General features: G+C 41.0%; 24 protein-coding genes and 1 other annotated feature. Of the genes, 11 read left to right on the top strand and 13 right to left on the bottom strand.

What is annotated here, in order from left to right:
• Window positions 1–32: 32 nt before the first annotated feature.
• Window positions 33–230 carry a DeoR family transcriptional regulator gene (locus ACXAEY_RS05520; protein WP_270180608.1) on the top strand — a complete coding sequence of 66 codons (198 nt, stop codon included), beginning with the start codon at window positions 33–35 and terminating at the stop codon, window positions 228–230.
• A gap of 76 nt (window positions 231–306) precedes the next feature.
• Here ACXAEY_RS05520 and ACXAEY_RS05515 read toward each other — a convergent pair whose 3' ends face one another.
• Entirely contained in the window at window positions 307–897 is a 591-nt protein-coding gene (locus ACXAEY_RS05515; RefSeq protein ID WP_474810828.1) for a PRC-barrel domain-containing protein, read from the bottom strand.
• Window positions 898–963: 66 nt separating this feature from the next.
• Complete coding sequence (locus ACXAEY_RS05510) at window positions 964–1,668, bottom strand: pseudouridine synthase (RefSeq protein WP_270179641.1); 705 nt, start codon at window positions 1,666–1,668, stop codon at window positions 964–966.
• A gap of 116 nt (window positions 1,669–1,784) precedes the next feature.
• Between ACXAEY_RS05510 and ACXAEY_RS05505 the strand changes: the two genes are divergently transcribed.
• Together ACXAEY_RS05505 and ACXAEY_RS05500 are read left to right on the top strand one after the other, a co-directional pair.
• On the top strand, window positions 1,785–2,210 hold the full coding sequence (locus tag ACXAEY_RS05505; RefSeq protein WP_270179642.1) for a DUF6884 domain-containing protein: 426 nt from the start codon (window positions 1,785–1,787) through the stop codon (window positions 2,208–2,210).
• Between the two features lie 76 nt (window positions 2,211–2,286).
• Window positions 2,287–2,532 carry a hypothetical protein gene (locus tag ACXAEY_RS05500; protein WP_270179643.1) on the top strand — a complete coding sequence of 82 codons (246 nt, stop codon included), beginning with the start codon at window positions 2,287–2,289 and terminating at the stop codon, window positions 2,530–2,532.
• Window positions 2,533–2,586: 54 nt separating this feature from the next.
• Here the strand turns inward: ACXAEY_RS05500 and ACXAEY_RS05495 are convergent, their stop codons facing one another.
• Window positions 2,587–4,224 (bottom strand): putative polysaccharide biosynthesis protein, encoded by a 1,638-nt coding sequence (locus tag ACXAEY_RS05495; protein ID WP_474810825.1) that lies wholly within the window; start codon window positions 4,222–4,224, stop codon window positions 2,587–2,589.
• Window positions 4,225–4,420: 196 nt separating this feature from the next.
• On the opposite strand from ACXAEY_RS05495, the gene ACXAEY_RS05490 reads away from it, so the two are divergent.
• Window positions 4,421–5,677 carry a BaiN/RdsA family NAD(P)/FAD-dependent oxidoreductase gene (locus ACXAEY_RS05490; protein ID WP_270179645.1) on the top strand — a complete coding sequence of 419 codons (1,257 nt, stop codon included), beginning with the start codon at window positions 4,421–4,423 and terminating at the stop codon, window positions 5,675–5,677.
• A gap of 32 nt (window positions 5,678–5,709) precedes the next feature.
• On the opposite strand, the gene ACXAEY_RS05485 is transcribed toward ACXAEY_RS05490, so the two are convergent.
• The 6 genes from ACXAEY_RS05485 to ACXAEY_RS05460 all read right to left on the bottom strand — a co-directional run bounded on the left by ACXAEY_RS05485 (window position 5,710) and on the right by ACXAEY_RS05460 (window position 11,860).
• A complete protein-coding gene (locus tag ACXAEY_RS05485; RefSeq protein ID WP_474810823.1) occupies window positions 5,710–6,930 on the bottom strand; it encodes a DEAD/DEAH box helicase in 1,221 nt (406 codons plus the stop codon).
• 114 nt (window positions 6,931–7,044) lie between these two features.
• Complete coding sequence (locus tag ACXAEY_RS05480) at window positions 7,045–7,644, bottom strand: lytic transglycosylase domain-containing protein (protein ID WP_474810821.1); 600 nt, start codon at window positions 7,642–7,644, stop codon at window positions 7,045–7,047.
• A gap of 157 nt (window positions 7,645–7,801) precedes the next feature.
• The gene (locus ACXAEY_RS05475; RefSeq protein WP_474810819.1) at window positions 7,802–8,143 is read right to left on the bottom strand and encodes a rhodanese-like domain-containing protein; all 342 of its coding nucleotides are present in this window, start codon (window positions 8,141–8,143) and stop codon (window positions 7,802–7,804) included.
• Between the two features lie 27 nt (window positions 8,144–8,170).
• Window positions 8,171–8,479 (bottom strand): rhodanese-like domain-containing protein, encoded by a 309-nt coding sequence (locus tag ACXAEY_RS05470; RefSeq protein WP_270179649.1) that lies wholly within the window; start codon window positions 8,477–8,479, stop codon window positions 8,171–8,173.
• Between the two features lie 256 nt (window positions 8,480–8,735).
• The gene (leuS, locus tag ACXAEY_RS05465; RefSeq protein ID WP_474814739.1) at window positions 8,736–11,150 is read right to left on the bottom strand and encodes a leucine--tRNA ligase; all 2,415 of its coding nucleotides are present in this window, start codon (window positions 11,148–11,150) and stop codon (window positions 8,736–8,738) included.
• A gap of 57 nt (window positions 11,151–11,207) precedes the next feature.
• Window positions 11,208–11,437: a binding site (T-box leader), on the bottom strand.
• A gap of 210 nt (window positions 11,438–11,647) precedes the next feature.
• Window positions 11,648–11,860, bottom strand: a complete 213-nt coding sequence (locus tag ACXAEY_RS05460; RefSeq protein WP_270179651.1) for a hypothetical protein — start codon at window positions 11,858–11,860, stop codon at window positions 11,648–11,650.
• A 149-nt stretch (window positions 11,861–12,009) separates the two neighbouring features.
• Here ACXAEY_RS05460 and mnmL point away from each other — a divergent pair, with 149 nt between their 5' ends.
• Window positions 12,010–12,975, top strand: a complete 966-nt coding sequence (mnmL, locus tag ACXAEY_RS05455) for a tRNA modification radical SAM protein MnmL/YtqA (RefSeq protein ID WP_270179652.1) — start codon at window positions 12,010–12,012, stop codon at window positions 12,973–12,975.
• On the top strand, window positions 12,972–13,544 hold the full coding sequence (gene mnmM / locus ACXAEY_RS05450) for a tRNA 5-(aminomethyl)-2-thiouridylate-methyltransferase MnmM (protein ID WP_474810816.1): 573 nt from the start codon (window positions 12,972–12,974) through the stop codon (window positions 13,542–13,544). Before mnmL ends, mnmM begins: the two co-directional genes overlap by 4 nt.
• Before the next feature lie 25 nt (window positions 13,545–13,569).
• Here the strand turns inward: mnmM and ACXAEY_RS05445 are convergent, their stop codons facing one another.
• The 3 genes from ACXAEY_RS05445 to ACXAEY_RS05435 form a co-directional block, all read right to left on the bottom strand.
• Window positions 13,570–13,869, bottom strand: a complete 300-nt coding sequence (locus tag ACXAEY_RS05445; protein ID WP_270179654.1) for a hypothetical protein — start codon at window positions 13,867–13,869, stop codon at window positions 13,570–13,572.
• Between the two features lie 67 nt (window positions 13,870–13,936).
• The gene (locus tag ACXAEY_RS05440; RefSeq protein WP_474810814.1) at window positions 13,937–15,007 is read right to left on the bottom strand and encodes a tetraprenyl-beta-curcumene synthase family protein; all 1,071 of its coding nucleotides are present in this window, start codon (window positions 15,005–15,007) and stop codon (window positions 13,937–13,939) included.
• Window positions 15,008–15,026: 19 nt separating this feature from the next.
• Window positions 15,027–15,836 (bottom strand): alpha/beta hydrolase, encoded by an 810-nt coding sequence (locus ACXAEY_RS05435; protein WP_270179656.1) that lies wholly within the window; start codon window positions 15,834–15,836, stop codon window positions 15,027–15,029.
• Between the two features lie 79 nt (window positions 15,837–15,915).
• Between ACXAEY_RS05435 and ACXAEY_RS05430 the strand changes: the two genes are divergently transcribed.
• The 5 genes from ACXAEY_RS05430 (at window position 15,916) to ACXAEY_RS05410 (ending at window position 19,906) form a co-directional block, all read left to right on the top strand.
• Window positions 15,916–16,431 carry a gamma carbonic anhydrase gene (locus tag ACXAEY_RS05430; RefSeq protein WP_474810813.1) on the top strand — a complete coding sequence of 172 codons (516 nt, stop codon included), beginning with the start codon at window positions 15,916–15,918 and terminating at the stop codon, window positions 16,429–16,431.
• 75 nt (window positions 16,432–16,506) lie between these two features.
• Window positions 16,507–16,725: a hypothetical protein gene (locus ACXAEY_RS05425; RefSeq protein ID WP_270179658.1), complete on the top strand. Its 219-nt coding sequence runs from the start codon at window positions 16,507–16,509 to the stop codon at window positions 16,723–16,725.
• A 141-nt stretch (window positions 16,726–16,866) separates the two neighbouring features.
• The gene (locus tag ACXAEY_RS05420) at window positions 16,867–17,394 is read left to right on the top strand and encodes a phosphatase PAP2 family protein (RefSeq protein ID WP_270179659.1); all 528 of its coding nucleotides are present in this window, start codon (window positions 16,867–16,869) and stop codon (window positions 17,392–17,394) included.
• Between the two features lie 22 nt (window positions 17,395–17,416).
• On the top strand, window positions 17,417–18,562 hold the full coding sequence (locus ACXAEY_RS05415; RefSeq protein ID WP_474810812.1) for a glycosyltransferase family 4 protein: 1,146 nt from the start codon (window positions 17,417–17,419) through the stop codon (window positions 18,560–18,562).
• Window positions 18,563–18,583: 21 nt separating this feature from the next.
• On the top strand, window positions 18,584–19,906 hold the full coding sequence (locus ACXAEY_RS05410; protein WP_474810811.1) for a nucleotide sugar dehydrogenase: 1,323 nt from the start codon (window positions 18,584–18,586) through the stop codon (window positions 19,904–19,906).
• On the opposite strand, the gene ACXAEY_RS05405 is transcribed toward ACXAEY_RS05410, so the two are convergent.
• Window positions 19,898–20,518: an MSMEG_1061 family FMN-dependent PPOX-type flavoprotein gene (locus ACXAEY_RS05405; protein ID WP_270179662.1), complete on the bottom strand. Its 621-nt coding sequence runs from the start codon at window positions 20,516–20,518 to the stop codon at window positions 19,898–19,900. The two genes, ACXAEY_RS05410 and ACXAEY_RS05405, sit on opposite strands and share 9 nt — an antisense overlap.
• Window positions 20,519–20,574: the final 56 nt, after the last annotated feature.

Here is a 20,574-nt window from a genome sequence, read left to right as displayed (position 1 = left end):
GTGGTTCTTTGAGTATTACTTCAACTGATCGAATGATGACCCGTATCAAGTCTATCTATTTATTTATTAGCAAGCATGGTACCGTCAGTACAACGGAGTTAGTTGAAGAGTTTGGTATTACCCAACGAACAGTTCAAAGAGATTTAAATGTCCTGGCCTATAATGAATTAGTCAAAAGCCCAAACCGTGGAGTATGGACTACTACGAGTAAGAAAGTAAAAGTTGGTTAAAGAGTTTACTTACAAGCAAAATTCAAAAGTATGATACACAAAAAGCCATGGACTAGTCCACGGCTTTTTCAATTGTTTATTTAGCTAATTCTTTGTGAAAATCTTTAGGAACAATCACGTTCCCATCTACAAGCTTTATCGACTCATTCACCTTCATATAAGGTTGTCCACTCATTAAGAAATCTGAAAGGAACCCTTCAGAAAGTTCAAGACCCTCAACTTCTCCAGTCTTAGCAATATAAACATCTCTTACCTTACCAAGCTTTTGACCGTCTTCAGTATGAACTTCTGCTTTACATAACAAATTGTACGAATAGTGATCTGCGAGTTCTGTCGGTTTAACTTCGTCCTCTCGGTTGTTTATCACAGGTTGACTACCGTTCCACGACAATCCTGAATAAGGGATAAATACACTCTCTTTTTCAGAAACTTCAAAGTCATCATCCGTAACAGGATAATTATCATGTGTATATTGCCCACCTGAAGCTTGAATTGAATTTAAGACGTCTTCAGCATGATGATCCGGCTCAAGATTTTTTTGTTTCGTTTTATCATTACTGATTTCTAAATAGGTCGCTGCACTCAACGATTCATCAAAGTAGACTTGATTCACAGTTTGATCATCGTTGATACGCAGGTTAATTAGTTCATTCCTAATCTTTAACATCCTATCCTCTCCTTCTTTACTGACTACAAGGTGTATTCCCTTAGTCTGCAAAAAAGAAACGATGGGTTACTTTCTGAGAAGCTCTACTTCCTCTTCAGTCAATTCACGATATTCTCCTACATCTAAATCTTGATCAAGTACAAGATCACCCATGCTGATTCTTTGCAAATAGATGACTTTCTTATCAACCGCTTCGAACATTCTCTTTACCTGATGAAACTTACCTTCGTGAATAGTGAGTTCGATTTGAGAAATAGGTCCTTCTTCAACGATCGTTAGCTCTCCTGGCTTAGTCTTATACCCGTCATCTAACGTAACTCCATTTTCAAATGCCTCAACGTCCTTTTCTGTAACACGTCCATTTATCCTTGCATAGTAAGTTTTTGGAACATGGTGTTTTGGAGATGTCAGATGGTGAGCTAGCTTACCGTCATTCGTAATAACTAGTAATCCTTCTGTATCTTTGTCTAGGCGCCCAACTGGGAAAGGATTAAAAATTTGATCTTCTGGAATAAGGAGATCAATTACCGTTTCCTCTTCATCTTCAGTTGCCGATATGAAACCTGCGGGCTTATTCATCATGATATAGATGTATTCTCTATATTCAACGGTTTCCCCATTAACTGTAACGTGATCATTCTCAAGATCGACGTGCTGTTTAGCATCTTTGATGACTGACTCATCCACTCTAACCGCACCTGTTTTTAAGATTTTTTTTACTTCTTTCCTTGTTCCATATCCCATATTAGAAAGTAACTTATCGATACGCATGTTCAATCGCTCCTTTTTCCATGTAATTTCCAAAAAAAAATAAAATATGAGCATAATTATTGTAAATCTAGGGTAAGTAACCGGTAAATGCTAATTTGTACGTTTGGAGTGATAGAATGACTGAAAAAGTTGGACTTTTAGCAACCGCACGAAAGAAAAGTACAAAATCAGCTCCGGTTACGGAGTTTTATCAAAGCCCTTTATTTCAAAAAACATTAGAATACGCATTGCATCACTACGACAGAATGTATTTTTATAATGCCAAAGACGGGCTTTTATTACCAGACGATATGATGGATCCATACGATCTATCTATTAAAACATTAACACACCATCAACGAGAGGAATGGGCGCAAAAGCTTATTTCACAATTTAGAGAGCAAGAGTCCCCTTCTAACATTACCGTTTATTTGCATGGTGGCTCCGTGTATAGAAAACATATTGAACCTCAGCTGAAGCAGTATGAATTTAACTATGAAGTACCTCTCAAAGGACTCGGAATAGGTGAGCAATTGAATTGGTACCAAAAAAATTCAGTGTAACCATGATAAACGCCCAGCAACTATGCCCAGTTCCTTCATAGACTATCTCGTAGTCTTAATAAGGAGGTCATCAACGTTGGATTATCGACAACAGGGGCAGCAATTTCCTGGGTATGGCGGAGGAGGTTACCCGCAATATCCGGGTGGTGGACCAGGCGGAGGACCTGGTGGTGGGCAAGGTTATCCAGGCTATAATTATACAGAAGAACAATTCAACCAGATAAGAAGAAGATTAAATCGTCTAAATAGAAGAGTGAGAAGAATCGAGAGGTACCTCGGAATCAGAGAAGAAGAGATTGACGAGACGAACTACTACGAATAAAGCGAAAAACAACTCTTTCACCTCACAAAAATGAAGGCCGATCGGCCTTCATTTTTAGCGTCTTTTAAGGAAACTGAACCGTTCTCCTAGGACGAGTCCAGCGAGATTCGAACGATAAGAAAGCCATAGATAGAGTACCCCACCTACCCCAATACCGATCAGTAAATTAACGATAGAAAACAACATGCTTCCACCTTCACTTTGAGATCGATATAGATCAGGCATTGCACTTTCTAAAGGCATCGTTGCTAATTTAGCAGCGAACGCCATACACGTAACGAAAATTCCAATCAGTAAAATCCTTCTAAAAACAAATGCAAACTGAAAATCTGTATACCTTTTAATGATAGCAACAGTAACGATTACAGACGTGATCAGCCCTATGTCAGTGGCAATAATTGCCCCTTTTCCTTCAAGCAAAACGACTAAAGGGTATGTTAGTGAAGCTTTTAATACAAGTCCTGAAAGCAAACTATATACTGCAAACTTCTGCTTGTTGATTCCTTGTAGAATCGCAGCTGTAACAGAAAAGAGAGCAAACAAGATTGCTGTCGGAGCGTACCACATCAGCAAATGGCTTCCTAAGTCTTGATCTACTGTTGGATAAAGAACGCGAAACACAGGCTCAGACAGCACTGCAAGCCCAATCGCAGCGGGCGTTGTCAGAAATAGCAACATCTGAAATGTCTGGGTAAGCTGTTTCTGGAGTGCGCCTTCTTTTTGTGACGTAAACGATTTTGTAATTGCTGGAATGATCGTCATCGCAAGCGCAGTGGCGAGCGAAACAGGAATCATGATCAACTTATGAGCAAGCCCTGTAATAATGGCAAAGACTGCTTCATAAGTAGACTCATCGTAGCCGATACTTTGCAGAGCTGGATTGATAAAAAACGTATCGATTTGCAGGTACAACGGAATCGCAAGTCCTACGACGACAAACGGGAACGCGTATGTCACGATTTCTTTGTACATATCACTTAATGAAACATCATGGTCGACCGTGCTTTCCTCTAAGTTACGATCTAAGCTAGGTTTACGCTTACGATAGTACCAGAAAACAACCATTAAACCTCCTACAGCCCCCACAAACGCACCGAACGTTGCAAACGTTGCTGCAGTCTTAGCGTCCCCGTCGAGAAAACGCATAATAATAACACTAGTTACTAATATAAATACGATACGGAAGATCTGTTCCACAACCTGAGACACGGCTGTTGGTCCCATCGATTGTAACCCCTGGAAAAACCCTCGCGTTAAACTCATGATTGGTACGATCAATAAAGCAAGACTGACAACCCTTATAACAAGTGTAACGTCAGCAATGGTATTCCCTTTACTTCCCTCCTCGATTACAAACCTGGCAATCGGTTCTGCAAGGAAGAAAAGACTTAGAAATGCAATAAACCCTGTGAACGTCATGAGCAGCAATCCGGATTTGAATAATCGTCTTCCTGTTCGATAATCTCCGAGCGCGTGATATTTTGAAACAAATTTTGAAACAGCAAGTGGAATTCCAACTGTTGAAAGACTCAGCATAATCGTATACGGGGTATACGCATAATTATACAACGCGATCCCTGAAGTACCTACCAGGGCAGTGAAAGGAAACATATAAATCATTCCAAGTATTCTCGAAAAAAGGGTAGCTGCTGTCAACAGCATCGTCCCTCTAACCACATTCGAATCAGACATTTCTCCAACTCCTACTTCTTACCATTACTCTATATAAATTCGTCAATAATATCCTTTTTTCTGCAGTCAATTATAGACACTTCTCCATTTTAAGCTATTTATAAAGGAACAACAAACATTATCTATGATTCGTGACTTTTCTATTTTAAATGAATTATGGTATGTTTGTTTGTAGCAAAATGAGAGAGGTGTAAGCATGAAGTATGATGTTGTCGTGATTGGTGGTGGACCGTCTGGACTCATGGCGTCTGTAGCTGCTGCTGAGCATGGAGCATCTGTCCTACTCGTTGATAAAGGAAATAAACTCGGTAGAAAACTTGCCATTTCTGGTGGCGGCAGATGTAATGTAACGAACAGACTCCCCCTCGATGAATTGATTAAATTCATTCCTGGAAATGGGAAATTTTTATATAGCGCCTTCAATATCTTTGATAATGAAGATATCATTTCGTTTTTTGAAGGCTTGGGAATCAAGCTTAAAGAAGAAGATCACGGCAGGATGTTTCCTGTTACGGATGATGCAAAGTCTGTCGTGAACGCACTCCTTAATAAGGTAAAAGAACTTAACGTAACGATTCAGGTAAATACACCTGTCGAAAAGGTCCTTTATGAAGACGGTGCGGTTGCAGGTGTCTTACTGAAGTCGAATGAGAAGATAACGGCTTCGAACGTCATCGTTGCAGTTGGAGGAAAATCAGTTCCTCACACTGGTTCAACAGGAGACGGGTATGCTTGGGCGGAGGAAGGGGGACACACGATTACAGAGCTTTATCCTACCGAAGTTCCCCTCACATCGAGCGAGCCCTTTATCAAAAATAAAGAGCTTCAAGGTCTTTCGCTCCGTGATGTAGCTTTGTCAGTTTTGAACCCTAAAGGAAAAGTGATAAAGACACACCGTTGGGACATGATCTTCACACATATCGGACTTTCTGGACCAGCAGTATTACGCTGTAGTCAATATGTTGTCAAAGCATTAAAGAAGTTCAACGCACAATTTATTCCCCTTCAAATCGATGCAGTACCTGACCAAAATGAAGAAGAATTGTATCGCGAACATATGAAGATTGCGAAAGAAGATCCTAAAAAGGCAATTAAAAATATCTGGAAAGGAAAAGTTCCGGAGCGCTACATGCTGTTTCTACTCGAAAGAGCTGGACTATCCCCAGATACGACGTACGCACATCTATCGAAAGAAAAAGTACGAGAATATGTTCGCTCGTTAAAACAATTCCGAGTGGCTGTCGATGGTACGTTACCGATTGACAAAGCGTTTGTTACTGGTGGAGGCGTCTCTCTTAAAGAAATTCACCCAAAAGAAATGGCTTCGAAATTTACGAAAGGACTTTACTTCTGTGGTGAGGTGCTAGATATCCATGGTTATACCGGTGGATATAACATCACTTCAGCTTTCGTTACTGGGTTCACGGCAGGAAAAAGTGCAGCTGAAAGGTAAAAAAGGTATCTGCGATTGCAGATACCTTTTTTTTACCTTCTGTTTCTGCCACCACTTCGACTGTTTTTCCGTCTGCCATGCGATCGACTTCTATCTTCTCTACCACGTGCAGGATCACGGTCATCCCCCGAAGGTAGAGCGCTCTCTACAGATTTGCGTTCGATACGCTTACCAATCCCCTTCTCAATCATTGGAACTGCTTGCTTATCCTTAGAAGCGATAAATGTATATGCTGTACCACCTTCACCAGCTCGACCTGTTCTTCCAATTCTGTGAATGTAGCTTTCGACATCATGAGGTACATCGTAGTTGAACACATGTGTAATCCCTTCGATATCAAGTCCCCTTGCAGCTACATCGGTCGCGACAAGAAACTGAATTTTTGCTTCACGAAACTTCTTAATGACGCTCTCCCGCTTTGCTTGTGACAGATCTCCGTGTAGTTCGTCAACTAAATATCCCTTCGCTTTTAAATCTCCGTAAAGTTTACTCACTCTACGTTTCGTACGACAGAATATGATGCCTAAGAAAGGACGTGCTTCATCGATCGTCTCCGTTAAGGCTCCAAACTTTCTTCGATCTGTTGTTTCGATCATGTACTGCTGTACAATTTCAACCGTCTTTCCATTCTCTTTCCCTTTTATCGTTATAGGAGAACGCATAAATCGTTTTGCTAAGCTACGAATATCACTCGATAATGTAGCTGAAAAGAGAGCTGTTTGTCTACTATCTGGCGTTTCGTAAATAATATCCTCAACTTCTTTTAAGAAACCTATATGCAGCATTTGATCTGCCTCATCAAGTATAAGGAAGTTTGTTTGAGAAAGGTCGATCGTCTCTCTTCGAATGTGATCTAATAATCTCCCAGGCGTTCCTACTACAATATGAACGTGTTTGTTAAGCTTTGATATCTGCTTCTCTACATCCTGTCCACCATATACGGCAAGAACGTTTACTTCAGGACGCCCATTAACTAGTTTCAATAATTCAGTGGTGATTTGAAGAGCCAGCTCACGTGTAGGCGTAACGATTAGAGCCTGTACATGATCTGCTTCTGTATCTACCTTTTCTAATATCGGTAATAAGAAAGCGAAAGTTTTCCCTGTGCCAGTCTGTGCCTGAGCCATCACATCCTGCCCCTTAAGCATAACCGGGATCGTTTCTTTCTGTATGTCAGTGGGTGATTCAATCCCTTGTGATTCAAGTGATTCAACCAAACTTATATCTAAACCCATTCCTTTAAAATCTTTCATAGTGCTTCACCTCTCCATGTAGTATCTCACAAAGCATCCCAAAATTCTTTTAAAAAAATAAAAAAACTGCCTCCTCACGTCCGCTAAAGAGCAGTCGTGTGAGACAGCTTTGCTTTATGCTAAATAGTTTTTCATAACTTTAGATACATAGTTTTGCGTTTCTTTAAATGGAGGGATACCTCCATACTTATCAACGTTTCCCGGTCCGGCATTATAAGCTGCTAGAGCAAGTTCAGTATTCCCACCATATTTACTCAACATTTGCTTAATGTATTTGACGCCGCCTTCGATATTCTGCTTAGCATCAAAGGGATCTTCTATCCCGAGCCCACGCGCTGTTGCAGGCATAAGCTGCATAAGTCCAACTGCACCTGCATGGCTAACTGCTGATGGGTTATACCCTGACTCCTGCTTAATAATGGAGTGAATTAGTTTAGAATCCACTTGATGTTCATCGGAGAGTTGCTGAATGTATCCATCTATTTCTAGTGACTTTGTTGAATGACCAGTAGGCGTAAATGACTCCACCGGAGTTTGCTTTGTTATAGACGTACTGTCAAAAGTAGTTATCTGATCAGATGAAGTGTATGAAATAGCCTGTTCTAGCATTTCAAGAAAAGGAGTGGCTGCCTGCTGATTTCGACTTCCGTTTCCAGGTTGAAATTGGCGCAATGCCTGTAAATCCATCATAGCGCGAATAAGTTCTGCCCTCATGACGACACCTCTAAGTTATCTTTTTCCTTATTATAACAAAGAAAAGGGAGGCTTCTAGACCTATTTTAAAAAGAAAAATATAATTAATCCTATAATTTTAGTTGGATTAATAGGCGAATGGTACGCCTTCAGAAAAGTCTTCTAAAGGCGTTCCAGTTTATGATGAAACTGTCATGTAATAAATAGGCTGCTTCGATTGCTTTAACAATATTTTTGCAGCCATCCTCGCAGCCTTGCGGTCTTCTGCAAGCACAACGATTTCTTTATCACAAACATCATTTTCCTTTGTCTGTCTACCGAGATAAGAAAGCGGGATGTTCTTTGCTTTCTCATACGGTGTACGGTGCGAAAGAATGTAATCTCTTACATCGATCAAGCAGTATTTATCATCATCAAAGGGATCAACATTGATCGGCTTTAAATACGTATAGGGATGAACGACTTTCCATAGCCCAATCGTTATTGCCGCAACAGCGATAGCCATGCCCCATAGTGTCATCTGGATTCTCTCCTTTTCTTAGGAGGGTTACTTTACTTCACCCTCCCACTTCATCATACCGCCTACCATATTCTTCACTTCATATCCTGCTTCTTGTAAATATTCACATGCATGCTCGCTTCGTCTTCCTGAGCGACAAATCATGATGTGCTCTTCGTTTTTGTTGATCTCATCAAGTCGTTCAGGAATAGTACCAAGACGAATATGTTTAGCCACAGGAATCTTTCCTTCTGCTACCTCTTCATCCTCACGAACGTCGATTAGCGATACGTTTTTTCCCTCATTTAGTAGCTCTTGAACCTCTTCAGGTGTAATCGTCTTAACTTCATTACTCATTTAACATACTCCTTCCTGAACGATTGTTTTCATTGAATGGTTTCTTCACCAAAACAATCCTACATCATTTTTATCTTTAATTCAAGAAATCAATCTGGCAAGCTTTTGAACAAGAAGTTTCTAGTGATACCATGTCACAAATATAACCCATACTATTATTTTTCACTAAAAAGAGTGATTGGTTCGATACCTTTATAAATCAAAAAAAGCCAGAGGTCTTTATGACCTCTAGCTTCACTCATTTCACTTTAATAACTTAGTTAGCTACAATATTCACAAGCTTTCCAGGAACAGCGATTACTTTACGAATTGTTTTTCCTTCAAGCTGTCCTTCGATCTTCTCGTGAGCCATGGCAATGTCTTGCATTTCTTCTCGAGTTGCTTCAGCAGGGATCGAAATCTTAGCACGTAACTTTCCATTTACTTGCACGACGATCTCTACTTCATCAACAGTCAGCTTGTTCTCATCAAACGTTGGCCAGCTTGCATAAGCGAGTGTATCAGTGTGACCAAGCACCTCCCACAATTCTTCTGTAAGATGAGGAGCTACTGGAGATAGAAGCTTAACAAAACCTTCCATCAGATTGAATGGTAAAGAATCTTGCTTATACGCTTCGTTCACGAAGACCATCATTTGAGAGATCGCCGTATTAAAACGCAAGCCCTCGAAGTCTTCCGTAACTTTCTTAACCGTTTCGTGATAAACACGCTCTAGGCCATCCTCTGATGCTTCTTTTGAGATCGAGCTTTTTGAAAGGTCACCTTCTCCGTATAAACGCCACACACGATCAAGGAACCTTCTAGCACCGTCTAATCCATTGCTTGACCATGCGATGGAACCTTCGAATGGTCCCATAAACATTTCGTAAAGGCGAAGTGTGTCTGCTCCATGCGTTTCAACAATTTCATCCGGGTTAACAACATTCCCCTTAGATTTACTCATCTTCTCATTGTTTTCACCAAGGATCATCCCTTGATTTCGTAGACGCTGGAACGGCTCTTTCGTTGGAACGACGCCAATATCATAAAGGACTTTATGCCAGAAGCGAGCGTATAGCAAGTGCAGAACCGCATGCTCCGCTCCTCCAATATACATGTCTACAGGAAGCCAAGCTTCAAGTTTCTTTGGATCAGCCAACATTTGATCATTATCTGGATCGATGTAACGAAGATAATACCAGCAGCTTCCCGCCCATTGAGGCATGGTATTTGTCTCACGGCGTCCTTTCATACCAGTCTTTGGATCAACTACATTTAACCATTCATCAATGTTAGCAAGTGGAGATTCTCCCGTTCCTGAAGGCTTGATCTCTGTTGTTTCAGGTAGAGTGACTGGAAGATCTTGTTCAGGAACAGCACTCATCGTACCGTCTTCCCAATGGATGATTGGAATGGGTTCTCCCCAATAACGTTGACGGCTGAACAACCAATCTCTAAGTCTGTATGTTGTCTTTTTCTTACCTTTGTTCTTTTCTTCAAGCCACTCAATACTCTTAGTGATCGCTTCTGTTTTATCAAGTCCGTTCAGGAAGTCTGAATTAACATGCTCCCCTTCTTCAGTGTAAGCTTCTTTCGAAATATCTCCACCTGCTACAACTTCTTTTATCGGTAGGTCGAAAGCTGTTGCGAACTCGTAGTCACGCTCATCATGAGCAGGCACCGCCATGATAGCTCCCGTACCATAGCTCATTAGAACATAGTCTGCTACCCAGATCGGAAGCTTCTCATTGTTGATCGGATTGATCGCATATGCCCCTGTGAAGACGCCTGTTTTTTCTTTCGAAAGTTCTGTACGCTCAAGATCACTCTTCGTTTGCACACTTGAACGGTAGTCTTTTACTTTTGCAGCTTCAGAATCAGTTGAAATAAGGTCCACTAGAGGATGTTCTGGCGCTAGAACCATATACGTAGCTCCGAACAGTGTATCAGGACGAGTCGTAAAGACATCGATCGATTCATCATGTCCGTCGATTTCAAACGTTACTTCAGCACCTTCTGACTTCCCGATCCAATTGCGCTGCATCTCTTTAATACTTTCAGACCAGTCTAGGTCTTCAAGATCTTCTAGCAAGCGGTCTGCGTACTCTGTGATTTTCAACACCCACTGTTTCATTGGTTTACGTACTACTGGGTGTCCACCTCTCTCACTTTTACCATCGATGACTTCTTCATTAGCTAGAACCGTTCCTAGAGCTGGACACCAGTTCACAGCAACTTCATCTACGTAAGCAAGACCTTTTTCATATAGTTTTGTGAAAATCCACTGTGTCCATTTGTAGTAGTTTGGATCGGTCGTATTTACTTCTCTATCCCAATCATACGAGAATCCAAGTTCCTTGATTTGGCGACGGAACGTGTTGATGTTTTGCTGAGTAAATTCACGTGGATTGTTACCTGTATCAAGAGCATACTGCTCTGCTGGAAGACCAAACGCATCCCAACCGATCGGATGCAATACGTTGTACCCTTGCATTCGTTTCATACGTGACAATATATCTGTAGCTGTATACCCTTCTGGATGGCCTACGTGCAGACCTGCTCCTGATGGATATGGAAACATATCGAGAAAATAAACTTTTTCTCCCTCTGCTTCTTCAGTCGTTTTAAACGTTTTATTCTGTTCCCAATAGTGTTGCCATTTCTTTTCGATCGATTTGTGATCAAAAGACATGCTAGCTCTCTCCTTCCAACTATCCATAAAATAAAAAACCTCCCATCCCTGTCTATAAACAGGGACGAGAGGTTGAGAATCTGTTATTCACAATCACCCGCGGTACCACCCGGATTAGTGCTGAATCGCACTCACTTAAAACCTTTAACGCAGGCGGACGGGGCTCCCTACTATCTTTCAGGATTCCGATTCAAAGGCGAGTTCATAAAGTTTCTATGTTAACTTTCACCAACCGTTAACTCTCTTAAAGTAGAAGCTTTATTACTATTCCTCATCATAATCTTTCAGTTTAATCTCAGTATATAGTTTGTATTGTATGAATACTTCAGAAAATTGTCAAGAACATTATCATTTTAGACGGTCACATAGGGGTTTATACATTAGGATAAATCTTTCAACAGTAAGATTTCCGTATGAGGCCTGACACGATACGAAAGCAATAAGGTAAGAAGACAAAGAGAACTCTAAACAAGGTAAAACGCACCACTGTGGGTGCGTTATCCTTCTCTATATTTCTTTTGACTAGCTGAGTCATCTTTGGATTTTGGTTTCTGCTTTTCTTCTTTTTGCTCTTCTTTCAGGTCTTCAAGTGGAATAGGGTCTACATTCATCTCAGAAACATCTTCATCGAGCTGACTTCGCTCTTGATCTGGAAGCTGTTCTGGATTATTCGTTTCGCCTTTTTTATGACGCTTTTCATTATCTTTCATACGCTCACCTCTTTATCTGTGTATAGTCTTCTTTACCACAACCTAAATATTCCCAAACATTTAAAAAGGTTTGGAGAAGCCTTTTGAAAGTGATAAAATTTGATTATTATTCTGGACGGGCGCCGTTCGAAAGAGGAGTTGCTCCAATTATGAAATTTGATTATCTTCCCGACCACTTTGGAACTGACATGCGTTACTACTCGTTTAATCATTTCCTACGTCAGACATTCGGTCATAAGGTATTTAAAGTACCTTTAGATGGAGGGTTCGATTGTCCAAACAGAGATGGGAAAGTCGCACACGGAGGTTGTACGTTTTGCAGCGTTAGTGGCTCTGGTGATTTTGCAGGTGATCGAAGAGATGACCTCGTTACACAGTTTAATACGATAAAAGACCGAACTCGTGCTAAGAAGTGGAAAGATGCGAAATACCTCGGTTACTTCCAAGCCTTCACCAATACTTACGCACCAGTTAACGAACTTCGTGAAAAATATGAAGTCATATTACAACAGGAGGGCGTAGTTGGTCTTTCGATCGCAACTCGACCAGACTGCCTTCCGGATGACGTAGTCGACTATTTAGCTGAACTAAACGAGCGGACATTTTTAATGGTGGAGTTAGGATTACAAACGGTACATGACCATACAGGTGATCTGATCAATAGAGCTCACGATTTTGATTGCTATGTTGAAGGGGTAGAAAAACTAAGGAAACATAATATAAACGTCGTTTCACACATCATAAATGGTTTACCTGGAGAAACACCTGAAATGATGATGGAAACTGCAAGAGCGGTATCAAAACTAGACGTACAAGGAATCAAAATTCACCTGTTACACCTTTTGCGTAACACAGCTATGGTTAAGCAGTACGAGAAAGGCATGCTCGATTTCTTAGACCGTGATACTTATGTGAACTTGGTAGTCGATCAGTTAGAAGTAATTCCTGAAGACATGGTGATCCACAGGATAACTGGTGATGGTCCTGCAGAGCTGTTGATCGGTCCAATGTGGAGTACCAATAAGTTCGGTGTATTAAACGCGATAAGAGATGAAATGATTCGTAGAGACACTTGGCAAGGAAAGTTTGCAACAGGAGGAAAGGTAACAACATGACACTACAAAGGATACTCCCCTTCACGAGAACACTGTTAGATTCCGTCCTTGAAAAAGGAAGCATCGCCATAGATGGAACATGCGGGAACGGACACGATACGCTCTATCTTGCAGAACGTGTTGGTGAAGAAGGTAAAGTTTATGGGTATGACATTCAAGAGGAAGCATTGCTAGCTACTAAAGCGCGCCTCGAAAAAGAAGGGCACCTCTCACAAGTAAACTTGATTCACAGCAGCCATGCTCATGTATTAGACACCATCGAAGAGACAGATAAAGGACAAGTCGCAGCAGCGATCTTTAACCTTGGTTACCTTCCAGGTGGTGATAAATCGATCGTCACCAATCCGAAGGATACGCTAGAAGCCGTTTCTTCTATATTAGAACTACTAAAACCTGGTGGACTGTTGATCGTTGTCGTTTACTCTGGTCATCCAGAAGGTAAAAAAGAAAGTGACGCTGTACTTAAATTCACATCTGAATTAGACCAACGTGATTACCAAGTATTACGATATGGTTTTATAAACCAAAAGAACAACCCACCATATGTACTCGCAATAAGCAAAACATAGGGGCAGCTCAAGCTGCCCCTATGTTTTATAGAATTCCCATCGATTCGATATGCTCTCTTGTACGCTCTGTTCCAAGCTCGTGGATCTTTCTGTAGATCTGTTGAAGATGATCATCGTAATCATGGTTATTCTTATCTTCATGATAATTTGTAGGCACATGCGCTCGATAGAGTGATAACCGACTATCTGTGTCAGCTAAATCAAATAGTTCACTTAAATGAAAAACATCTTCTTCATCGGCATCTATTTCAAAGTTATAGGATGAAGCCCCTTGGTCTTCTAAAATTTCTCCAGATCCAACCGCTACGTAATACCGTTTCTTCATTGTGGAAGTCCCCTTTCAAGTTTCTATAGGTTACTTTTCTCACGAAGAGACGTTTTTTATACCTTTTTTACTGAGAAGCCTTATGGATCCTTCTATATACCCACCCATTAAAATAGAAAAACAAACTCGACTTCCCACCTTGTTGGATGATTCTTCTAGCAAGCGACCGTACATCTTTCTGTCTCATGACTTTTTTATCTGCAAGATAAATTCCAAGGAGTCCTTTATTAATCAAACGGTGGAAGTTCGAATGTGGAAGGTTTTTCACACTCTTATCTGCTTCTTTAATGAAATGCCCTACACGTGCTGCGAGTTCATCATTGTCTTGATAATAAAAACAAAAGTTTAGATCTCCACCAACACGATCCTCTTCCTGATCAATAAAATAGTCAAGCATAATATGAAGACCCTGGACCCATGGAAAATAACCTTTCTTAATACGATCTGTACTACCTTTTGGCATCGTTCCCCCAAGTGAATAAGAAACGAGACAAAAGATGCCGAGTGTGGAGCCTGCACATGCAGAAAACTCATGCCAAGACATATCTGGTAGCTTTTCTTTATTATAATTGAACCATTTCTCTAACCTTGGAACACGTTCTTCCGGAATCACGTGCTTATGTATTTGCAAGTCACAGTAGTATTGACATAGTTCAAGGAGCGCAGGCTGAACTTCCTCAAAGTTAGGAAGTTCTCTCACCACATCCTGACATGTTTTCACTAACGCTTTAAGATAACCGCCATCGTCTTGCTCTTCTCTATAGCGATAATAATTGTACGTCAGCTCTACTTTGGGAGAAAGTGCGTGGATCATCGATTCGTGAAGAGCACTGAAATCTTCAGGGTTAAGCGAAGTGCTCCTATCGCATAAATTATCGAGATAATCACTTATCGTTTGATAGGCGGCTATGAATTTAATCGATTGATCAATATTATTACCTGCGAGCAACCCATAGATGGCACCACCTTCACAGTGAAAAGTTTTGGAATCAATACTAGCGATCGCCTGCGTTCGAAGTTCTTTGTTCGGAATTCGTTCGGCAAATTCCTTCCACTCACTCAGCTCTTTGTGCACTCTCGGTAACACACGTTTGTAAATGTTTAACATCAACGTCCATGGTTGAGTAGGTACATTCAATAAACTCCACCCCTAATCGTCAGTTTAATTCCACACCTATATCTTCCAACAGATCGAGTCTCAGTTGTGCAAATGACAATGCGGACCTAAAAACAATTTCACGCTCTGGTTCATTGAATACTTCATGGTAAAAATTTTCCCATTCTTTATAAGACTTATCGGTTGAAGGGATTCGATCGAACCATGACCTCACTGACTTTTTATCTACGATACGATCATCACCGGCCTGTACTAATAGAAGAGGGAGATCAGAGAAAGCTTTCGCGCCTTCGTTTGCTATCCTCATTGCTTTCACTAATTCTCGATACCATCTTACTGATACTTTTTTCACAATAAGCGGATCTTCAAGATCTCTTACATGGAAATCTTTGTTTCTAGTTGCAAGTCCGGGCTCAAGCTGTGAATTTAACCGAAGCGAAGGAACGATCGGGTTTAACATTTTGGATACGAGATCAAGGCTTTTCTTAGGTGGATTAACAAGTCCAACACAAGGAGATGACAGGATAACGCCTGATAACGAAAGCTCTTTCTCCATAATAGTACGGATAACAGCAAGTCCCCCCATACTATGCCCAAGTAAAAAGACAGGCAGTTGAAATTCATGTGCTGCTTTAACCCACTTTTCAATCGTTTCGATATATTGATCGAATGAATCGATATGACCTCTTCTCCTTGAACTTTCACCTTGCCCAGGCAAATCCCCTAAAACCACATGAAACCTTTCATCTAACCATTTGGAAACAAGCCAATCATAACGGCCGTGATGCTCCCCTGCTCCGTGAACTAAAACGATTACCGCTCTTGCACCTTCAGTTTGTTTTATCTTCATGGGTATTGCCCCCTTATCCGACTCTTTTTTGTTACACTACGTTTATAAGTACTTATTATCGATAGGAAGTTGGGATCTTATGTTGTATGAGTATAAAGGAAAAAAACCTGTCATTCATGAAACAGCCTATATTGCGGATTATACTACCATTACGGGTGATGTGACAATTGGAGAGAGCAGCAGTGTTTGGTTTAATACAACGATACGAGGTGATGTCTCACCTACCATTATAGGAAAAGGAGTGAATATTCAGGATAACTCAGTTCTTCATCAAAGTCCTAATCTTAAGCTCATTTTAGAAGATGGTGTAACAGTTGGTCATCAAGTTATTCTTCATAGTAGCCACATCAAAAAGAATGCCCTTATCGGAATGGGATCGATCGTTTTGGATGGTGCCGAGATAGGCGAAGGTGCTTTCGTAGGAGCGGGCAGCCTTGTGCCACCTGGAAAGAAAATACCAGCTAACACCCTTGCATTCGGCCGGCCAGCGAAAGTTATTAGAGACCTGACAGATGAAGACAAGCGTGATATGGACCGCATAAGAAGAGAATACAAGGAGAAGGCGGCATATTACAAAGCACAATCGCCTCTTTAAACAGAGTAACGCGTATAATTCCGGTAGGCTTGTGGAAAATTACCACTACAATCCTATTGGATAGAGGTGACTACCTTGTACAAATTAACGATTGTTTTGATCGTCTTGGTCATCATCACCCTGGCAATCGGAGCTTTCATGACTTACCGCCTCGGGCAAAATCAAAAAGGTGATTACGAAAATCAAGGTGATGCAAAAGTAAAAGCGTCGTTTTTCAGCAATCCTATCTACTTAGTTTATCTAATCGGTACAGCACTCGCGATCGGGTATGTTATTTACTTCGCTTTAATATGATGAGAAGAGACCAGGTTTAGCCTGTCTCTTTTTTTGTTTACTATTGCAAAATAAATCTTAATGATTCTTTAATATGTCCTTAATAGTCTCACTAAACGCCTCCTTTATGATGAAAGTAACAAAAAGTGAAGGGGGATTATTTTGAGTAAAGTAGTTGGCTGGCTTCACGAACAAGAATGTTCTGTTTTTCGGTTCTTAAACTTAAAATGTCACTCTCGATACCTTACTACCTTCATGGGAACCATCACACACATAGGTGGTGCACGTGCAACGATTATTAGCACATTGTTATTATTCATATTCTTACCTTTTCCGTACAAAACATTAGCACTTCAAAGTGCCGTGGCACTTACTTTAAGTCACCTTCCCGTACATTTCATAAAAAAACATTACCCAAGAAATAGACCTTATCTAGCGATACCCGAGACAAAAATGCTTGTATATCCATTGAAGGACCATTCTTTCCCTTCAGGCCACACAACAGCTATTTTTTCTGTCGTCACACCATACATCCTAGTCATTCCATCTCTTGTAATCCCATTACTGGCGATTGCAGCAACAGTAGCTCTCTCACGGATTTATCTTGGTCATCATTATCCATCGGATGTTCTTGTTGGAATCATACTTGGAATGGGCAGCGCTTTTATTTCTGCAATTTGGTTAGCTTAATTAGAGGAATGGGGGGACGATTATGAAGTTAGCGCTTTTCACGGACACCTACTATCCAGAAGTAAACGGTGTGTCAAAAACTCTCGGGAGATTGACCTCATACATGGAGAGGCATTCGATCGAGTACAAATTGTTTGCTCCTGATTCGAATAATGATGTGGACTTATTCTCTAGCAACATCCATCGTTTTGCCAGTACAAAGTTCTTCCTTTATCCAGAATGTAGGATGGCTCTCCCTAAGTTAGGGCTGTTACGGAAACAATTACAGGGCTTCAATCCAGATTTATTACACATTGCTACTCCATTTAATATCGGATTAAGCGGACTGCATTATGGGAAAAAACTTTCTATTCCCATGGTGGCTTCTTACCACACGAACTTTGACTCTTACCTCAATCATTATCATCTCGAATGGTCCGCTCCGTTTATTTGGAAGTATCTACTTTGGTTTCACCAACCGTTCTCATCTATCTTCGTTCCGTCTAAAGATACGCTCGATCGCCTTCAAGAAAAAGGGTTTGATCAGCTTAAGTTATGGAAACGAGGGGTAGATTGTACGCAGTTCTCTCCCTCCAAAAAGTCTAATGCTGTAAGGGAACGGTATGCCATCAAAGAAAAGTATATCTTTTTATTTGTGAGTAGACTTGCTCCAGAAAAAAACCTCGAAACACTCAGAAAGATAATGTGGAAGCTTCCAAAAGGGATCAAAGACCACTCACGATGGCTAGTCGTAGGAGATGGACCATCCTTACCGAAATTCAGAGAGAATCTCCCAGATAATGTAACCCTTACTGGTTATAAGCATGGTGAAGAGCTTTCTGAGCTATATGCCAGTGCAGACTTATTCGTTTTTCCTTCAGCTACCGAAACATTCGGCAATGTAGCGCTTGAGTCTCTCGCATCAGGAACACCAGTTATCGCAGCAAATGCAGGCGGGTTGATCGAAGTGGTTTCTCACAATCGTAACGGTGTCCTTTGTTCTCCTTATTCAGAAGCAGACTATATACGTTCTATTGAAAGGTTACTAGAAGACCCGATCGAACGTTTGATGATGGGGTATGAAGGTAGAAGGTATGCCCTTACTCAATCCTGGGATGCCATATTCGGCAGGTTGGTTGAAGATTATGAAACTGTAATCGGAAACAAAAAAGTCGCGCAGTACGCCTAAAACCCTGAGAGGAAGAGTGACATGAAATTAGCAGTATTTGGAGCAACCCGTATAGGAGTCACAGCAGCAGCTACGTTTGCAGCAAATGGGTATGACGTTATTTGCGCTGATGATGATAAAACAATTATTTCAGCACTTAAGAATGGGTCTGTTCCTTTCAATGAAAGTGGTTTACAGGAACGATACAATGAGGCCGTAAGAACGGGCATGTTAGCCTTCTCCACAAATAAACTGGCTGCCGCTGCAGAAGCTAGCTATCTCCTATTCACCGAATCACTTCAAACAAATGAAGACCAAGTTCCAGATCTTACGAACCTTTACCGTTTCATCAGACAAATTGCAGTGAGCGTTCAATCTCACAAAACATTTATTATCAAGAGTACGGTGCCACCTGGAACTACGACCAGAATCCATAATATCCTTATCGAACAAGGATTGACTGAACAAGATTTCGAAGTTATTCACAATCCAGACTTCTCACGACCGGGGACGATCGTGAAAGATTTTACACATCCATCTGAGTTAATTATAGGTACCTCCTCTTTGAGGGGATGTCGATTGATGGAGTCATTCTATTCTCCACTGACGAACACTCTTCAATTTATGGATTATGCTAGCGCTGAATTGATGAAATATGCATGCCACACATACCTTGCTTTAAATAGTTCTTGCCTAAATATGATCGCAGGTATGGCAGAGAGATACGGAGCTGATGTGGAAGTTATACACGGGGCACTCCGTGCAGATCCACGAATGGGACATCACTCAAGACATCCAGGCTCTTTCTATCAAGGTAACGAAAGCATATCGAACGTTTCAACGTTTCGAGAAATGGAAAACCAGTCGTTTTCTGGCTCAAAGCTTATTAATTTGATAGAGGAAATCGAACGATATCAACCCGAAATTCTCACACAAAAACTTAAAGATTTTCTAGGAACACTACACGGCTCGATCATTGGGGTTTTAGGAGATTCATATAAAAAAGAGGCTCCCTCTCCTTCAGACCTTGTATCAAAACGGCTTGAAGAAGAAGGGGCCGAAGTTAGATTCTTTGATCCTTCTATGGAACATCACCACTCGAGCCAATACCGTTCGTTGATGAACGATACTGTTACAAACTGTGATGCTTTGCTATTATTAACCGAATTACCCCTTATTCAGAATGTTGATTGGGGTCAAGTGGTGAAACGTCAAAGATTGCCTTTACTCGTGGATGGACATAACTTATTCACGTTGGAAGAAGCAAGAAAGATCGCCAATGAGCATGACCTAATATATTGCTCTATCGGAAGACCAAACATTTATAAGGGGTTAGGAGCCATTTCTGTTCAACAGTCAATATAGACGCTGTGAGTAACTTTCCCTCAAGGTCTTGCTAACAGAATTGCTTTCAAGCTTCGCATGGTCTGCGAGCATCTTTGCGGCACTTGGTAACTTTTCTGTATTCGGCCAATAGTCTTGCTTAAAAAGATGAGAACGCTTTAATGCTTTTCCACAATGAATAAAACATTCGACCACTTCGACTCCTATTCCTAAAGAAGGAATATTCCCAAATGCCTCGCAGTCTTTAAGTAAGCCTTCCTCTTTAACGATACTCGCTTTACCGTTGATTCTAAGGCTTTCCTCCCTGCCTGGAACAAGAAATAACAACCCTACATTGGGGTTCTCCAAAATATTCAGTAGGGAGTCCATCCGTTTGTTCCCCGGCCTTTCCGGGATTAGAAGGTGTTTTTTATCGATCACTTTCACAAATCCTGGTTGGTCTCCCCTCGGGGATACATCGCTTCCCGAATGAGATGCTGTAGCGATTGTTAAGAAAGGTGAATGTGAGATAAATCGTTCACAGTTATCATCTAAGAAGTTGATCACCTTGTTGGCAGCTAACTTCCCCGGCTCTCCTCCAATCGATCGTAACTCTTCTAGCGATTCAACTTTCTGTCCAAAAACGTCTGACATGGTAGCCCCCCTAACTAAATCTCAACTATTTCAAGTTTACCATTAAATGGCTTTTG

The sequence above is a fragment of the Anaerobacillus sp. ABA4_114 genome (assembly GCF_056159065.1).
Note: the sequence above shows the minus strand (reverse complement) of the source record. Positions and strands in the feature narration are given on the sequence as shown.

What these genes read in the sequence shown, in the direction of transcription:
- ACXAEY_RS05520 (WP_270180608.1), top strand. Translation starts at nt 33, where the DNA reads ATGATGACCCGTATCAAGTCTATCTATTTATTTATTAGCAAGCATGGT.
- ACXAEY_RS05515 (WP_474810828.1), bottom strand. Translation starts at nt 897, where the DNA reads ATGTTAAAGATTAGGAATGAACTAATTAACCTGCGTATCAACGATGAT.
- ACXAEY_RS05510 (WP_270179641.1), bottom strand. Translation starts at nt 1,668, where the DNA reads ATGCGTATCGATAAGTTACTTTCTAATATGGGATATGGAACAAGGAAA.
- ACXAEY_RS05505 (WP_270179642.1), top strand. Translation starts at nt 1,785, where the DNA reads ATGACTGAAAAAGTTGGACTTTTAGCAACCGCACGAAAGAAAAGTACA.
- ACXAEY_RS05495 (WP_474810825.1), bottom strand. Translation starts at nt 4,224, where the DNA reads ATGTCTGATTCGAATGTGGTTAGAGGGACGATGCTGTTGACAGCAGCT.
- ACXAEY_RS05490 (WP_270179645.1), top strand. Translation starts at nt 4,421, where the DNA reads ATGAAGTATGATGTTGTCGTGATTGGTGGTGGACCGTCTGGACTCATG.
- ACXAEY_RS05485 (WP_474810823.1), bottom strand. Translation starts at nt 6,930, where the DNA reads ATGAAAGATTTTAAAGGAATGGGTTTAGATATAAGTTTGGTTGAATCA.
- ACXAEY_RS05480 (WP_474810821.1), bottom strand. Translation starts at nt 7,644, where the DNA reads ATGAGGGCAGAACTTATTCGCGCTATGATGGATTTACAGGCATTGCGC.
- ACXAEY_RS05475 (WP_474810819.1), bottom strand. Translation starts at nt 8,143, where the DNA reads ATGACACTATGGGGCATGGCTATCGCTGTTGCGGCAATAACGATTGGG.
- ACXAEY_RS05470 (WP_270179649.1), bottom strand. Translation starts at nt 8,479, where the DNA reads ATGAGTAATGAAGTTAAGACGATTACACCTGAAGAGGTTCAAGAGCTA.
- leuS (WP_474814739.1), bottom strand. Translation starts at nt 11,150, where the DNA reads ATGTCTTTTGATCACAAATCGATCGAAAAGAAATGGCAACACTATTGG.
- ACXAEY_RS05460 (WP_270179651.1), bottom strand. Translation starts at nt 11,860, where the DNA reads ATGAAAGATAATGAAAAGCGTCATAAAAAAGGCGAAACGAATAATCCA.
- mnmL (WP_270179652.1), top strand. Translation starts at nt 12,010, where the DNA reads ATGAAATTTGATTATCTTCCCGACCACTTTGGAACTGACATGCGTTAC.
- mnmM (WP_474810816.1), top strand. Translation starts at nt 12,972, where the DNA reads ATGACACTACAAAGGATACTCCCCTTCACGAGAACACTGTTAGATTCC.
- ACXAEY_RS05445 (WP_270179654.1), bottom strand. Translation starts at nt 13,869, where the DNA reads ATGAAGAAACGGTATTACGTAGCGGTTGGATCTGGAGAAATTTTAGAA.
- ACXAEY_RS05435 (WP_270179656.1), bottom strand. Translation starts at nt 15,836, where the DNA reads ATGAAGATAAAACAAACTGAAGGTGCAAGAGCGGTAATCGTTTTAGTT.
- ACXAEY_RS05430 (WP_474810813.1), top strand. Translation starts at nt 15,916, where the DNA reads ATGTTGTATGAGTATAAAGGAAAAAAACCTGTCATTCATGAAACAGCC.
- ACXAEY_RS05415 (WP_474810812.1), top strand. Translation starts at nt 17,417, where the DNA reads ATGAAGTTAGCGCTTTTCACGGACACCTACTATCCAGAAGTAAACGGT.
- ACXAEY_RS05410 (WP_474810811.1), top strand. Translation starts at nt 18,584, where the DNA reads ATGAAATTAGCAGTATTTGGAGCAACCCGTATAGGAGTCACAGCAGCA.
- ACXAEY_RS05405 (WP_270179662.1), bottom strand. Translation starts at nt 20,518, where the DNA reads ATGTCAGACGTTTTTGGACAGAAAGTTGAATCGCTAGAAGAGTTACGA.